Origin of the sequence: Bacillus sp. MYb209 (genome assembly GCF_002975175.1) — a bacterium.
GTDB lineage: Bacteria > Bacillota > Bacilli > Bacillales > Bacillaceae_G > Bacillus_A.
In genome coordinates this window covers 13,197-28,764 of sequence record NZ_PCNZ01000019.1, presented here as the reverse complement: position 1 = coordinate 28,764, position 15,568 = coordinate 13,197, and the positions used below count along the sequence as shown (strand labels likewise).

The following is a 15,568-nucleotide window of genomic DNA, read 5'->3' as shown; positions in this document are numbered from 1 at the left end:
AGAAAGAATGTTAGCAGGTTATACGGAATGGCCAAAAGAATTTGCAGATCTTTATCGAGAAGAAGGATGTTGGCTTGGAGAAACATTTGGTTCGATGTTAAGAGAACGCGCTGAAAAACATGGAGATCAAATTGCGATTGTAAGTAGTAATACACAAATAACCTATAGTGAACTTGATAAAAAAGTAGATCGCTTAGCTGCAGGTTTACTGAATTTAGGAATAAAGCAAGAGGATCGAGTTGTAATCCAATTACCTAACATTATAGAGTTTTTCGAAATATGTTTTGCACTATTTCGAATGGGAGCGCTTCCTGTTTTTGCACTACCTTCACATCGAAGCAGTGAAATTAGTTATTTTTGCGAGTTTGGTGAGGCGAGCGCTTACGTTATTTCAGATAAGGTACTTGGGTTTGATTACCGAAAATTAGCAAGAGAAGTGAAAGAAAAAGTTCCTACTTTACAACATGTAATCGTAGTAGGGGAAGAAGAAGAATTTGTGAACATAAATGAACTTTACATGGATCCGGTTTCATTACCAGAAGTTCATCCGAGTGATGTTGCGTTTCTCCAATTATCAGGAGGGACAACAGGACTTTCAAAATTAATTCCTAGAACACATGATGACTATATTTATAGTTTACGTGTTAGCGCTGAAATTTGTAATTTAAATGCAGAAAGTGTCTATATGGCAGTTCTTCCAGTAGCACATAATTACCCGATGAGTTCTCCAGGAACGTTTGGAACTTTTTATGCGGGTGGAAAAGTAGTATTGGCAACTGGAGGTAGTCCAGATCAGGCATTTGCTCTTATAGAAAAAGAAAAAGTTACGATTACAGCGCTCGTTCCACCATTAGCAATGATTTGGCTTGATGCGGTATTTTCCCGTAATAACGATTTATCAAGCCTGCAAGTTATTCAAGTAGGCGGTGCGAAATTTAGTGCCGAAGTTGCAAAGCGTATACGCCCTACATTTGGATGTACGTTACAGCAAGTATTTGGTATGGCAGAAGGGTTAGTAAATTACACAAGACTAGATGATCCAGAAGAAATTATTATTCATACACAAGGTAGACCGATGTCTACATTTGATGAAGTTCGAGTTGTTGATGAAAATGATAATGATGTTAAGCATGGTGAAGTAGGCAGTTTATTAACGCGAGGGCCGTATACAATTCGTGGCTATTATAAAGCGGAAGAGCATAATGTAAGATCATTTACAGAAGATGGCTTTTATCGTACAGGAGATCTTGTGAAAGTAAATGAACAAGGTTACATCATTGTAGAGGGACGAGATAAAGATCAAATTAACCGTGGTGGTGAGAAGGTTGCTGCGGAAGAAGTTGAAAATCATCTGTTAGCACACGATGCAGTACATGATGTAGCTATTGTATCGATGCCTGATGATTATTTAGGAGAGCGTACTTGTGCTTTTGTTATCGCTCGTGGACAAGCCCTAACTGCAAATGAATTAAAAATCTTCTTAAGAGAACGAGGCATTGCGGCTTATAAGATTCCCGATCGAATCGAATTTATTGAATCATTCCCGCAAACGGGTGTTGGAAAAGTAAGTAAAAAAGAATTACGTAAAGTCATTGCTGAAAAACTTATTATAGTAAAACAATAATAAAAATCGGAAGGAAGTGATTAGATGGCTATCCCATCTATTTCAGTATATAAAATGCCAGTTGAATCAGAACTACCAAAAAATAAAGTAAATTGGACACCGGATCCGAAACGTGCAGTTCTTCTAATCCATGACATGCAAGAGTATTTTCTTGATGCATATAGCGATAAAAAATCGCCAAAGGTAGAACTAATTTCAAATATTAAGGTGATAAGAGAAAGATGTAAGGAACTTGGTATACCAGTTGTTTATACTGCACAACCTGGTGGACAAACGTTAGAACAACGAGGGTTATTACAAGATTTTTGGGGTGACGGTATTCCTGCTGGACCGGATAAAAAGAAAATTGTCGATGAACTTACTCCTGATGAGGATGATATATTCCTAACAAAATGGAGATATAGTGCATTTAAAAAGACGAATCTATTAGAAATTTTAAATGAACAAGGACGAGATCAACTCATCATTTGCGGTATTTATGCGCATATTGGCTGCCTTTTAACAGCTTGTGAAGCGTTTATGGATGGTATAGAGCCATTTTTTGTAGCAGATGCAGTTGCTGATTTTTCACTAGAGCATCATAGACAAGCATTGCAGTATGCATCTAATAGATGTGCAGTAACGACATCAACAAACTTACTATTAAAAGATTTACAAAGTTTAAAAGGTGCTGAGAGTGAAGGAATCACTTTACAGGAAGTGCATGAACTAGTTGCACAACTACTCCGTGAGCCAGTAGAGAGTATTGAAGTGGATGAAGATTTATTAAATAGAGGACTTGATTCGGTCAGAATTATGAGTTTAGTAGAGAAGTGGCGTCGCGAAGGGAAAGAAATCACTTTTGCAGATTTAGCAGAACGTCCAACAGTTGCCGATTGGTACCGTGTATTATCTTCACAAGCAGCACAGGTGCTGTAACAAATAGACTACATAATAAAGGGGTAGTAAAGAATGCCTAACAGTCAAAAGATTCGTCATTCGTTATCATCTGCGCAGTCTGGTATGTGGTTTGCGCAACAATTAGATCCGCTTAATCCGATTTATAATACTGGGGAATATGTAGAAATAAACGGAACGATTATTCAAGAAATTTTCGAATTAGCTGTACGTAAAGTTGTAACAGAAGCAGAAGCACTTCATGTTCGTTTCGAAGAGGATGAAATTGGCCCATGGCAAGTTATTGAGGAATCGTCAAAGTTTCATATGCATTTTATTGACGTTCGTAAAGAAAAAAATCCTGAAGAAGCTGCTAAGGTATGGATGAAAAATGATTTATCTATGCCTGTGGATTTAAAAGAGGATAAATTATTTACTGAAGTACTTATTCAAGTTGAAAATAATCGTTTCTTTTGGTATCAGCGCATCCATCACATTGTGATGGATGGCTATGGATTTTCACTTCTTAGCCAAAAGGTAGCGAATGAGTATACATCACTTATAGAAGAAATAAACAAGAATGAAAAGCCATTTGGTTCTCTTGCAAAAATTGTACAAGAAGATAATGAGTATCGTGAATCTAAACAATTTCAGGAAGATCGTACTTTTTGGCTAGAAAAGTTTGCAGATGAACCGGAAGTTGTAAGTTTAGCAGAACGAGCGCCGAGAACATCAAATGGATTTTTACGAGAAACTGCTTATTTATCAAATTCTAGTACGAAAACTTTACTAGAAGATATCAATATTTCGTTAACGAGTTGGCCCGAATTTGTTGTAGCCGTAACAAGTATTTATATGCATAAATTAACAGGTGCAAATGATATTGTTTTAGGTTTACCGATGATGGGGCGTCTTGGTTCTGTATCTATTCATACACCAAGCATGGTAATGAATTTAGTTCCACTTCGTCTCACTGTAACTCCAAATATAACTCTTACGGAATTAATACAGCAAGTTTCTAAAGAAATCCGAGACGTACGTCGTCATCATAAATACCGTCATGAGGAATTAAGAAGAGACTTAAAGTTACTAGGTGAAAATCAAAGGTTGTTTGGGCCGTTAGTGAATGTTATGCCTTTTGATTATGGGCTTAACTTTGCTGGGAATCGTGGTATTACACATAATTTATCAGCAGGACCTGTCGATGATTTATCGATAAATGTATATAAGCGCTTCGATGAAAATGAGTTAAGGATTCATTTTGATGCGAATCCGGAAGTATATAGCGATACGGAACTAGCATTGCATAAAGAAAGATTTATGAATTTATTAGAATTAGTGATAAATAATTATCACAAAGACGAGCCGATTGGAAAAATAAACATTACTCTTCCTGAAGAAAATCATAAAGTTTTATTGGAATGGAATGAAACTAAGAAAGCTGAAGAGCTAATTAATCTACCTATATTATTTGAAAAACAAGTACAAAAAAATCCAAATAAAATAGCAGTTACTTGTAATGGGATAAAACTTACGTATAAAGAGCTAAATGAACGAGCGAATGAATTAGCAACCTATTTAGTAGAAGAAGGAATACAAGCAAATCAGTTTGTAGCCTTAGTATTTCCAAGATCAATAGAAATGGTAGTTAGTATGCTAGCAGTTCTAAAGACGGGTGCAGCGTATTTACCGATAGATCCAGAATACCCAGCCGAGCGAACTAATTATATAGTAAATGATGCAAATCCGGTTTGTATCATAACACATTCATCTGTTTCATCTACTTTAGTTATAGAAAATGATATTAAAAAAATCATATTAGATAGCGAAGAAACGAAAATAGCGTTAAAAACATATTCTCATATGAATATACCATTTAAAAATGATGAATCACTTTTAAACCCAGCGTATACAATTTACACTTCAGGATCAACAGGGAAGCCAAAAGGTGTAATTGTTCCTATGGAAGGTTTAAGTAACTTCTTATTAGCTATGCAAGATACGCTTTCATTTAATGAAAACGATCATTTATTAGCAGTTACCACGTTTGCGTTTGATATTTCTGCTTTAGAAATTTATTTACCTCTTATTAGTGGTGCAAGTATAACAATTGCTCAAAAAGAGGTAATCCAAGAGCCTTCGGCGTTAGCGACACTTTTACAAGAAGAAAGAGCGACAATTATGCAAGCTACACCGACGTTGTGGCAGGCGTTAGTAACTGAATATCCAGAGAGGTTACAAGGGTTAAACGTGCTCGTTGGTGGTGAAGCACTTCCAGCACATTTAGCACATAAATTAATAGAATTAGGTTGCTCTATTACAAACTTATATGGACCAACTGAAACGACAATTTGGTCTACTTTCATGAACATTGATGAAAGTGAAAGTGGTATACCTCCTATTGGAAAGCCAATTTGGAATACAGAATTGTATGTATTGGATGCAGGGTTACAACCAGTTCCACCTGGAGTTATCGGTGAATTATATATTGCAGGCAAAGGGCTTGCGAACGGATATTTAGGAAAACCTGAGTTAACAGCTGAACGGTTTGTTGCAAATCCTTATGGAGAACCAGGAGCACGTATGTACCGCACAGGTGATCTTGTGAAATGGCGTAACGATGGTGTGCTAGAGTACATTAGTCGTGCAGATCATCAAATTAAAATTCGCGGTTTCCGAATTGAATTAGCTGAAATTGAAACGGTATTACAACGACATGAAAATATACAACAAGCGGTAGTAATGGTACGAGAAGATCGTCCAAATGATAAACGAATCATTGCGTATATCGTTGCCGAGGAGAAGGAAACGATTAATCTTTCAGAAATTCGTTCTTATGTTTCAGAAAGTTTAGCGAATTATATGGTACCATCAGCATTTGTTGTGCTAGAAGAATTACTGTTAACGCCAAATGGTAAGCTTGATAGAAAGAGATTACCTGCTCCTGATTTTAATGGAATGAGCAATGAGAGAGTTGCTAGAAATCCGAAAGAAGAAATATTATGTGATTTATTTGCAGAAATACTTGGTGTTTCGCGAATTAGCATTGATGATAATTTCTTTGAAATGGGTGGTCATTCGCTTCTTGCATCTCGTTTAATGACAAGAATTCGTGAAACGTTAAGTGTGGAATTAGGAATAGGGAAACTATTTGAATCGCCAACTGTTGCTGAATTAGCGAAACAATTGGATCGTGCAAAAAGCGCAAGACCAGCTATTAAGAAAGTAAGTAGACCAAATGAAGTTCCACTCTCATTTGCACAGCGCAGATTATGGTTCTTAAATTGTTTAGAAGGTCCAAGTCCTACTTATAATATTCCGTTAGTCATTCGTATGTCTGGAAATTTGAACGAGGAAGCAATGCAAGGTGCCTTTTATGATGTAGTTGAGAAACATGAAACACTTAGAACGATTTTCCCGAATTCACTTGGCAGTTCATATCAAAAAATTCTAGAAATGGATAAATTGAATTTAAAAATGATTATAACAAATACATGTAAGGATGAATTAGAAAGTACAATGTCTGAAGCTGTAAGATATAGTTTTAATCTTGATATCGAACCAGCAATTCGTTTGCAACTTTTTAAAGTGAGTGAAAACGAACATGTATTACTAATTCTTTTACATCATATTGTAGGAGATGGATGGTCATTACAACCGTTAACGAGAGACTTTACAGCGGCTTATAAAGCACGATGTCAAGGTGACAAAGTTCAGCTGGAGACACTTCCAGTACAATACGCAGATTATTCACTATGGCAACAACAGTTATTAGGTGATGAAGCTACACCAGAGAGTCTTATTTCAACACAATTAGATTTTTGGAAAGAGGAACTAAAAGGTTTACCAGATCAAATGGAGTTACCTACAGATTTTCAGCGTCCAATTGAAACGAGTTATCGTGGTGAGACAATTCATTTTCATGTAGATGAAAATATGCATCGTAGGTTAGTAGAGCTTGCACGTAAAAACGGGGTTAGTTTGTTTATGGTGTTGCAAGCGGGACTAAGTGCGCTATTTACAAGATTAGGTGCTGGAACTGATATACCAATTGGCAGTCCGATCGCTGGAAGAAACGACGATGCACTCTCGGATATAGTCGGTTTATTTGTAAATACATTAGTGTTACGTACAAATACTTCAGGAGATCCAAGTTTTAAAGAATTATTAAATAGAGTGAAGCAGGCAAACCTTGCTGCTTATGAAAATCAAGATGTTCCATTTGAACGACTCGTTGAAATGTTAAACCCAGTACGTACTCGAAATAGTCATCCGCTGTTTCAAGTTATGATAGCTTTCCAAAATACGCCAGAAGCAACGTTTGATGTACCAGATTTAGAAGCAAACCTTGAAATTCAAAGCGTTGGTTCTGCAAAATTTGATTTAACATTTGAGATTAGTGAAAGTACTGGAGCTGATGGTACGCCAAATGGCTTAGACGGTTTATTGGAGTTCAGTACTGATTTGTATGAACGTGAAACGGTTCAAAAACTAATAGAACGATTCATTCTGTTATTAGATGATGCGGCAAAACATCCGGATCGATCAATTGGCAGATTAGAAATATTAACTTTAGCAGAGCGAACTACAGTTTTAGAAAAGTGGAATGGTGGTTTTCAAATTGTACCTGAAATGACATTGCCACAATTATTTGAAAAGCAAGCCCATGTAAGTCCAGATTCTATTGCTGTCGTCTTTGAAGATACAACGCTAAGTTATGAAGAGTTAAATAGAAAAGCGAATAAAATTGCTCGTTTGCTAATAGCAAAAGGGATCGGTCCTGATCAACTCGTTGCTTTAGCGATGCCGAGATCTTTAAATATGGTTGTAAGCTTACTAGCTGTTCTTAAAGCTGGTGCGGGATATCTTCCGTTAGATCCAGATTACCCGTCAGACCGTATTTCATTTATGCTACACGATGCGAAACCATCATGTATTTTAACAAATTCAGATGTGGACATTGATTGTGATGAGAAACTAAAGATTTTAGTTGATAATGTGAAAGTAATAGAAGAAATAGAGAAATACAGTGAAGACAATATTGAGGATATGGAGCGCATTAAGGCTTTATCTCCTTCACATATTGCTTATGTTATTTATACGTCAGGTTCAACAGGTAGACCGAAAGGCGTTATGATACCTCATCAAAATGTAGTAAGACTTTTAGGAGCAACAGATCATTGGTTCCAATTTGACGCGGACGATGTGTGGACGATGTTCCATTCATACGCTTTTGATTTCTCGGTTTGGGAAATTTGGGGACCTTTATTATACGGAGGACGCCTTGTTGTCGTGCCTCACAATGTAAGTCGTTCACCGAAAGAATTTTTACACCTTCTTGTTGAGGAAAAGGTTACTGTCTTAAACCAAACTCCATCAGCGTTCTATCAATTGATGCAAGCAGATCGTGAAAATGAAGAGATTGGTCAAAAATTATCTTTACGATATGTTGTTTTTGGAGGAGAAGCACTTGAACTAAGTCGATTAGAAGATTGGTATAGTCGTCATCCTTATAACGAACCGAAGCTTATTAATATGTACGGTATAACGGAGACGACGGTACATGTTAGTTATATTGAGTTAGATGAGAGTATCGTTTCTTTACGAGCAAATAGTTTAATCGGGTGCAGTATACCAGACCTTAAAGTATACGTATTAGATAACTATTTACAACCAGTGCCACCAGGAGTAGTTGGAGAAATGTATGTTGCAGGCGCTGGACTAGCTCGTGGATATCTAGGTAGAGCAGGATTAACTGCTGAACGCTTTATCGCAGATCCATTTGGTAAACCAGGTACAAGAATGTATCGTACTGGAGACTTAGCGCGTTGGCGTCAAGATGGGACGTTAGATTATATAGGACGTGCAGATCATCAAATTAAAATTCGTGGATTCCGAATTGAATTAGGGGAAATAGAAGCGGTAATAATGAAACACGATAAAGTTGAACAAGTAGCCGTTATTGTCCGGGAAGATCAACCAGGGGATAAACGATTAGTTTCTTATATCGTCGCATCAAATAATGAAACGATTGATACGAATGAAATGCGTCAGTATGCTGGAGGTAGTTTGCCAGATTATATGGTTCCATACGCTGTTGTAGTAGTAAATGAGTTACCTTTAACTCCAAACGGTAAATTAGATAGAAAGGCATTGCCAGCTCCAGAATTTATTGCATCATCTTCTAGCCGTGGACCAAGAACACCGCAAGAAGAAATACTATGTGACTTGTTTACAGAAGTTTTAAGTGTGTCTCAAATTGGAATTGATGACGGATTCTTTGATCTTGGTGGTCATTCACTTCTTGCAGTGCAGCTTATGAGTCGCATTAAAGAGGCACTTGGAGTTGAACTGAATATCGGAACTTTATTTGCAGCACCTACTGTTGCAGGGCTTGCTGAAAGACTTGAAATGGGGAATGGTCAAAGTGCACTTGATGTGTTGCTTCCATTACGAGCAAGCGGAGACCAATTACCACTATTTTGTGTACATCCAGCAGGTGGGTTAAGTTGGTGTTATGCAGGACTTATGAAATCTTTAGGAACAGATTATCCAATCTATGGTGTACAAGCACGTGGTATCGCTGAAAATGAAGAACTTCCAAAAAGCTTAGAGGAGATGGCGGCGGATTATTTGAAACACGTTCGTGAAGTACAGCCTCACGGACCGTATCGTTTACTCGGTTGGTCGCTTGGAGGAAATGTTGTTCATGCAATGGCGGCGCAACTACAAAATGAAGGGGAAGAAGTAGAATTACTCGTTATGCTTGATTCTTATCCTGGTCACTTCTTACCGAATACGGAAGCACCTACTGAAGAAGAAGCGTTAATCGCATTACTTGCTTTAGGTGGATATGATCCAGATAACATGGATGGTAAACCACTTACTATGGAAAGTGCGATTGCAATCCTTCGTAAAGATGGAAGTGCATTAGCAAGTCTTGAAGAAGAGACTATTTTGAACTTGAAAGAAACATATGTAAATTCGGTAGGGCTGTTAGGAAAATACGTACCGAAAGTTTATAACGGGGATATTTTATTCTTTAGATCTACTGTTATACCAGACTGGTTTGATCCTATTTCTCCAAATACATGGCTAAATTATTTAGATGGAGATATCGTGCAACATGATATTGATTGTAGACATAAAGATTTATGTCAGCCAGGGCCGCTTACAGAAATTGGACAAGTGCTAGCGAAATATTTGCAGAATAAGAAAGGGGTAAGTAGAGTATGACGAATCCATTTGAAAATGATAATTACACATATAAAGTATTAATGAATGAGGAGGGTCAGTATTCTCTCTGGCCTGCCTTTCTCGATGTACCTATTGGATGGAATGTCGTACATGAAGAAGCTAGCAGACAAGTTTGCTTAGAATACGTTGAAGTTAACTGGAATGATTTAGAGCCGAAAAAAAATCAAATTAGCGAAAAAATATTAGTAGGGAAACAATAATGAAAGCAAAAATAAATCCAAAAGTAGTTGTAAGCATCGTTTATATAACAGCGATGTTTATGGCTGCGATGGATGCAACGATTGTGAATGTAGCACTGCAAACGATAAGTAAAGAACTGCAAGTGCCCCCATCTGCAATGGGAACAGTAAATGTTGGGTATTTAGTTAGCTTAGCTGTTTCTCTTCCGATTTCTGGTTGGTTAGGTGATCGCTTTGGTACGAAAAGAGTATTTTTAATTGCCCTTTTCGTTTTTACAATTGCATCTGCATTATGTGGAATTGCTAATGATATTACTTCATTAAACATTTTTCGTATCATTCAAGGTGCTGGTGGCGGGCTTTTAACACCAGTCGGGATGGCAATGTTGTTCCGTACATTCTCGCCAGAGGAAAGACCGAAGATTTCTCGATTTATTGTACTCCCAATTGCTGTTGCACCAGCGATTGGACCAATTATTGGCGGTTTCTTTGTAGATCAAATGTCTTGGCGCTGGGCGTTTTATATTAACCTACCGTTTGGTATCATTGCGTTGCTAGTTGGTCTTCTATTTTTAACAGTGCATGTTGAAAAATCAGCTGGTCGCTTTGATTCTCTTGGTTTTGTTCTTTCAGCACCAGGTTTTGCGATGCTCATATATGCACTCAGTCAAGGTCCGTCAAAAGGTTGGATTTCTCCAGAAATTATAAGTACTGGAATAGCTGGGATTGTATTCATTACTTTGTTTATAATTGTAGAACTGAAAGTAAAGCAACCGATGTTAGATTTACGCTTATTAAAAGAACCGGTCTTTAGAAAAATGAGTCTTATTTCGTTGTTTTCATCAGCTGGTTTACTAGGAATGTTATTTGTTTTTCCGCTTATGTATCAAAATGTAATAGGAGTTTCCGCGCTGGAATCGGGTCTTACTACATTCCCAGAGGCGATTGGATTAATGATTTCTTCACAGATTGTGCCATGGTCATATAAGAAATTAGGAGCTCGAAAGGTAATCTCTATTGGATTAATAAGTACGGCGGTTATATTTGTTTTATTAAGTTTTGTAAATCATAATACAAATCCATGGCAAATACGGGCATTATTGTTTGGCATAGGTATTTTCTTAGGGCAGTCTGTAGGAGCAGTTCAATTTTCTGCTTTTAACAATATTGCACCACCTTCTATGGGAAGAGCAACTACTATATTCAATGTGCAAAATCGATTAGGATCTGCAATAGGAGTTGCTGTTTTAGCTAGTATACTATCTGGTTTTGGAAGTAATAATGTACAGAATAATGCTCAATCAGATTTCTTGCCATATCAAGCGGCATTAATTGGATCAGCAATATTTTTACTCATAGCATTACTATTTTCTTTACGTATTTCCGATATAGAGGTAATGTCAAAAAAGAATAAAAAGCCGTTATCTGTATTACAAAAAGAGAAAGAAGTTGTAAATGAATGAGTTGCAGCATGCTAATACTCTTTTGAAATAAAGTGATATTGGCATTTAAAAGGAGAGAGTTTACATGATAGAGAGTAAAGTTGTAGATCCTGTACCAACTCTTAATGAGAATAGTTGTCAAATATGGTGGGCGAGAATTTCAGATTTACAATCATGGCATTACAATTTATTAAATGATGTAGAGCGAGAGAAAGCAAATTCATATCATCATTCGGCAGATCGTACACGTTTTATAATAGGTTGCGTAATTAGTAGATTAGTACTCGGAAAGATACTTTCTATGTCGCCATTTCAAGTACCAATTGATCGAATGTGCCCGGTATGTAAGTTACAGCATGGTAGACCGCAATTACCAAAAGGTATGCCGCAAATATCAGTTTCACATTCGGGTGAGTGGGTTGTCGTTGCATTTACAAAATCTGCACCTATTGGTATTGATGTTGAGCAAATCAATCCAAATGTAGATGTTATGAAAATGACTGAGGGTGTATTAACAGACATTGAAGTGGCACAAGTTATGACATTACGTGATGAGCAGCGACTAGAAGGATTTTTAACATATTGGACTCGAAAAGAAGCAGTGCTGAAAGCGACAGGTGAAGGACTATTGATTCCACCAGTAGAAATTACTGTATCAGCTCCAAATGACCCTCCTAAATTGTTAATTTTTAAGGATAGACAAGAGTTAGCAGATAATACAATGATGGAAGATGTAAGACCTAGTTTAGATTATATGGCTTCCATTGCAATATTTAGTAAAGAAGTAACTGAAATTACGCAGTTAGACGCGGTATCGCTTTTAAATTATAAATAAGTTTAATAAAATATTTTATAGAAGAGGTGTTCCTCATGTTAGTGGCGGAAAATAGAAAAAATGAATTAACTTATAATGTACAAGCAATTAAGAATATTTTATTTTCTGGAGATACATCATCTATTCATGCTTTAGAAAAGCTTTTGAATGATACAGTTCAGTTTGATGTTCTCGAACAAGAGGTACTTGATAGACAGTACCTTCCGAAAGAAGCAAAGAATTTCTTTGATAAAAACGGAACATTTCTTTACCGCGTATCTCATGTTAGTTATAAAGGTAAGGTGTTATCTGAAAACCTAATTTTTGCGGACACATCGTTTTTACCGGATACCATAAAGCAAGAATTAGAGGATGGAAATATTCCAGTTGAAAAGCTTATAGAAAAGATGGAAGTAAGAAGAAACGTATTATACGAAGGGTATCAGCCTTCTGGAAATATTATCGAGTTGTTTGATGGGTGCTCGGTAGCAGCGAATGTTTATCCGACTAGAAAATATCAAATTGTAAGTAACTGCAAATGTATATTTTATATTTGTGAAGTGTATCATGCAGAGAATATAAAGGAACTGCTTAAATAAGAAATAAACAAGAAACCAGCCTATAAAATGGCTGGTTTCTTGTTTATTTAACAGCTTCTTTTAATTCTTTACCTGCTTTAAATGCTGGAACTTTACCAGCAGCGATTTGAATTTCTTCGCCAGTTTGTGGATTACGTCCTGTACGGGCAGATCTTTCACGCACTTCAAAAGTTCCAAAGCCAATTAATTGAACTTTATCGCCAGATTGTAATGCATTAGCAATTGTGTCAAATACGGATTGTACAGCCGCAGAAGCATCCTTTTGAGAAATATCGGCTGATTGTGCCACATTTTTAACTAATTCTGTTTTGTTCATGTTTTCACCTCATAAAAAAATTTTAGAATAAAAGTTTTAGTATAATGAATGTTATAGAATAAGCTACTTTTGCTAGTAGAAAGAATACTGTATAGTTATGTTAATTTCGTTGTAAGAGACTGAATCCCTGCTAATAATTAGGGATTAATTAAGAATTGATGCATACAACAAGCTGTAATATGAGGATGAGGGGGAGTATACGGATGATTTTTCGTGAAAAGAATGAGAAAGAAAGTATATTAATTCGTCAACATGATCATGGTTTTTTAGCTGGTGAAATTGCAAAACATATAATAGAAGATTTTTTTGAAGATAAAATATACTTAAAAGAGACAATTGATGCTATATATGAGCATGATAGAGGATGGATAGAGCTTGATAAAGTACCAATTTTGAATGATGCTAAAAATATTCCATATACATTTATGGATTGTCCAAGTTCATTACGCTTTGTTTTTTATACGATTGGTTTGAATGCAATTGAAGAGTCAAATCCATACGGGGTGTTACTTTGTAGTAAACATTTTTTATCGTTTCCATTAAATGAGGAAGACGAAGAGATGATGTCATTTTATACAGGGGAATTGGAACGACAAAAAAGAATATTGAAAACGTTAACAAAAGAACAATTTGCGATGTTCGATAAACATTATAGATTATTAAAGTTTTGCGATGAACTTTCTTTATATGTATGTATGAATAAACCTGGTGTAAAAAAGAAAGATGAAATTGAATTATTTAAAGATGGTTTTGAAGGAACAGAAATATTTAATAGTAAGGAGGAGCAACCTATTCAAGCAGAGTGGGTGAATAAAGAAACAATTCGAATTACACCGTTTCCATTTAAAATGGAATTTTATACGTATGTAAAATATAAAACTATAAATAAACATGTAGTTGAAGAAAAAGGAATTGTAAAAGCAGATAAAGAAGTGGAATTGCAGAAACAGGTGATTCGTATAATAAAGTAAATAAAAAGAATGCTCGTCAGTTTAGGAGCATTCTTTTTAAACTTAAATTAACTTGCCTGTTTATTATGAATTTCTTTCAATTTCTCTGCTTGTAAAAACCAATTTGTTTCAGCAACAACTACACTACTTAACCCAATAAGACCAATTAAGTTTGGAATCGCCATAAGCCCATTTGCAATATCAGCAAATGTCCAGACGATTCCTAGTTTTAAATTTGCACCAATAGCAATCATAACGATAAAGATTGCTTTATAATATCGAACAGCACCTTGTCCAAATAAATAAGCTACACACTTCTCACCGTAATACGACCATCCTAAAATAGTAGAGTAGGCGAATAATATAATGGCGATACCGAGAATCATACTACCAGCAGTACCGAATACGGATTGGAATGCTAATGTTGTAGCTTCAACACCGGTTTTACCAGATTTCCATGCACCTGTTGTAATTAATACAAGACCAGTAATTGTACATACGATAAATGTATCGAGAAAAGTACCCGTCATTGAAACTAAAGCTTGTTTTGCAGGTGAATCTGTTTTGGCAGCCGCCGCAGCAATAGGAGCACTTCCTAAACCAGCCTCGTTAGCAAATACACCACGCGCCATTCCTATTTGAATTGCAGATGCAACTGTTGCGCCGATAAAACCACCAGCAGCTGCAGTACCTTGAAATGCACCAGAAAAAATAAGTGAAACTGCCTCTGGAATTTGATCAAAGTGATAAAAGATAATAATAAGCCCAGCGATTATATAAAAGAATGCCTTAATAGGAACGAGATATCCAGTCACTTTACCGATTTTTTTTACACCGCCTAAAATAACAATAGCGATTAAGAATGACATGAATATACCAGTTAATGCAGGAGGGAAAGAGAAGTTGATTCGCATTGCCTCTGCAACTGAATTAGATTGAACCATATTACCTATACCGAAAGAAGCAGCTGTGCCGAATATAGCGAATAAAACAGCCAGCCACTTTTTCCCTAAACCACGTTCTAAATAATACATTGGTCCACCGGAGTATTCACCATTTTCATTACTAACACGGTATTTCACTGCAAGGATTGCTTCGGCATACTTTGTTGCCATTCCGAATAAAGCAGTAATCCACATCCAAAAGATTGCGCCCGGTCCGCCGATTGTTACAGCAGTTGCGACACCTGCTATATTTCCCATACCAATCGTTGCAGCCATAGCTGTCATGAGTGCTTGGAAGTGACTAATATCTCCAGAAGAAGATGTTTCCTCTGATTTTTTAAAAGCTAGTTTGTGAGCGTATATTAGTTTACGAAACTGTAAACCTTTTAAGCGCACTGTGAGAATGATACCAGTTCCAACGAGTAGCAACAAAGTTGGTAACCCCCACACATACTGATTAATTTGTTCTAATACTTTACTTACTGTCTCCATCTGTATTCTCCTTTTTTAGAAAAAATAAAAACCACTTCAAGGAAATGAAATGGTCTCTGGAGAAACAAGGTATAG

General features: G+C 36.4%; 10 protein-coding genes. 8 read left to right on the top strand and 2 right to left on the bottom strand.

Features of this window, described 5'->3' with window-relative positions; all coding sequences use genetic code 11:
• The first annotated feature begins 7 nt into the window (after positions 1 to 7).
• The 7 genes from CQZ94_RS21950 (at position 8) to CQZ94_RS21920 (ending at position 12,791) form a co-directional block, all read left to right on the top strand.
• Positions 8 to 1,624 carry a (2,3-dihydroxybenzoyl)adenylate synthase gene (locus CQZ94_RS21950; RefSeq protein WP_105587073.1) on the top strand — a complete coding sequence of 539 codons (1,617 nt, stop codon included), beginning with the start codon at positions 8 to 10 and terminating at the stop codon, positions 1,622 to 1,624.
• Between the two features lie 24 nt (positions 1,625 to 1,648).
• On the top strand, positions 1,649 to 2,542 hold the full coding sequence (locus CQZ94_RS21945) for an isochorismatase family protein (protein ID WP_105587072.1): 894 nt from the start codon (positions 1,649 to 1,651) through the stop codon (positions 2,540 to 2,542).
• Between the two features lie 33 nt (positions 2,543 to 2,575).
• A complete protein-coding gene (locus CQZ94_RS21940; protein ID WP_105587071.1) occupies positions 2,576 to 9,736 on the top strand; it encodes an amino acid adenylation domain-containing protein in 7,161 nt (2,386 codons plus the stop codon).
• Positions 9,733 to 9,957, top strand: a complete 225-nt coding sequence (locus tag CQZ94_RS21935) for an MbtH family protein (RefSeq protein ID WP_000184075.1) — start codon at positions 9,733 to 9,735, stop codon at positions 9,955 to 9,957. Before CQZ94_RS21940 ends, CQZ94_RS21935 begins: the two co-directional genes overlap by 4 nt.
• Complete coding sequence (locus CQZ94_RS21930) at positions 9,957 to 11,399, top strand: MDR family MFS transporter (protein ID WP_105587070.1); 1,443 nt, start codon at positions 9,957 to 9,959, stop codon at positions 11,397 to 11,399. Before CQZ94_RS21935 ends, CQZ94_RS21930 begins: the two co-directional genes overlap by 1 nt.
• A 64-nt stretch (positions 11,400 to 11,463) precedes the next feature.
• Positions 11,464 to 12,213, top strand: a complete 750-nt coding sequence (sfp, locus tag CQZ94_RS21925; RefSeq protein WP_105587069.1) for a 4'-phosphopantetheinyl transferase Sfp — start codon at positions 11,464 to 11,466, stop codon at positions 12,211 to 12,213.
• A 35-nt stretch (positions 12,214 to 12,248) separates the two neighbouring features.
• Entirely contained in the window at positions 12,249 to 12,791 is a 543-nt protein-coding gene (locus CQZ94_RS21920) for a chorismate pyruvate-lyase family protein (RefSeq protein ID WP_105587068.1), read from the top strand.
• A 43-nt stretch (positions 12,792 to 12,834) separates the two neighbouring features.
• Here the strand turns inward: CQZ94_RS21920 and CQZ94_RS21915 are convergent, their stop codons facing one another.
• Positions 12,835 to 13,107, bottom strand: a complete 273-nt coding sequence (locus CQZ94_RS21915; RefSeq protein WP_002012780.1) for an HU family DNA-binding protein — start codon at positions 13,105 to 13,107, stop codon at positions 12,835 to 12,837.
• Positions 13,108 to 13,310: 203 nt separating this feature from the next.
• On the opposite strand from CQZ94_RS21915, the gene CQZ94_RS21910 reads away from it, so the two are divergent.
• Positions 13,311 to 14,078, top strand: a complete 768-nt coding sequence (locus CQZ94_RS21910; protein ID WP_105587067.1) for a DUF3891 family protein — start codon at positions 13,311 to 13,313, stop codon at positions 14,076 to 14,078.
• A gap of 47 nt (positions 14,079 to 14,125) precedes the next feature.
• Here CQZ94_RS21910 and CQZ94_RS21905 read toward each other — a convergent pair whose 3' ends face one another.
• Positions 14,126 to 15,493 carry an alanine/glycine:cation symporter family protein gene (locus CQZ94_RS21905; protein WP_105587066.1) on the bottom strand — a complete coding sequence of 456 codons (1,368 nt, stop codon included), beginning with the start codon at positions 15,491 to 15,493 and terminating at the stop codon, positions 14,126 to 14,128.
• Positions 15,494 to 15,568: the final 75 nt, after the last annotated feature.

What these genes read in the sequence shown, in the direction of transcription:
- CQZ94_RS21950 (WP_105587073.1), top strand. Translation starts at nt 8, where the DNA reads ATGTTAGCAGGTTATACGGAATGGCCAAAAGAATTTGCAGATCTTTAT.
- CQZ94_RS21945 (WP_105587072.1), top strand. Translation starts at nt 1,649, where the DNA reads ATGGCTATCCCATCTATTTCAGTATATAAAATGCCAGTTGAATCAGAA.
- CQZ94_RS21940 (WP_105587071.1), top strand. Translation starts at nt 2,576, where the DNA reads ATGCCTAACAGTCAAAAGATTCGTCATTCGTTATCATCTGCGCAGTCT.
- CQZ94_RS21935 (WP_000184075.1), top strand. Translation starts at nt 9,733, where the DNA reads ATGACGAATCCATTTGAAAATGATAATTACACATATAAAGTATTAATG.
- CQZ94_RS21930 (WP_105587070.1), top strand. Translation starts at nt 9,957, where the DNA reads ATGAAAGCAAAAATAAATCCAAAAGTAGTTGTAAGCATCGTTTATATA.
- sfp (WP_105587069.1), top strand. Translation starts at nt 11,464, where the DNA reads ATGATAGAGAGTAAAGTTGTAGATCCTGTACCAACTCTTAATGAGAAT.
- CQZ94_RS21920 (WP_105587068.1), top strand. Translation starts at nt 12,249, where the DNA reads ATGTTAGTGGCGGAAAATAGAAAAAATGAATTAACTTATAATGTACAA.
- CQZ94_RS21915 (WP_002012780.1), bottom strand. Translation starts at nt 13,107, where the DNA reads ATGAACAAAACAGAATTAGTTAAAAATGTGGCACAATCAGCCGATATT.
- CQZ94_RS21910 (WP_105587067.1), top strand. Translation starts at nt 13,311, where the DNA reads ATGATTTTTCGTGAAAAGAATGAGAAAGAAAGTATATTAATTCGTCAA.
- CQZ94_RS21905 (WP_105587066.1), bottom strand. Translation starts at nt 15,493, where the DNA reads ATGGAGACAGTAAGTAAAGTATTAGAACAAATTAATCAGTATGTGTGG.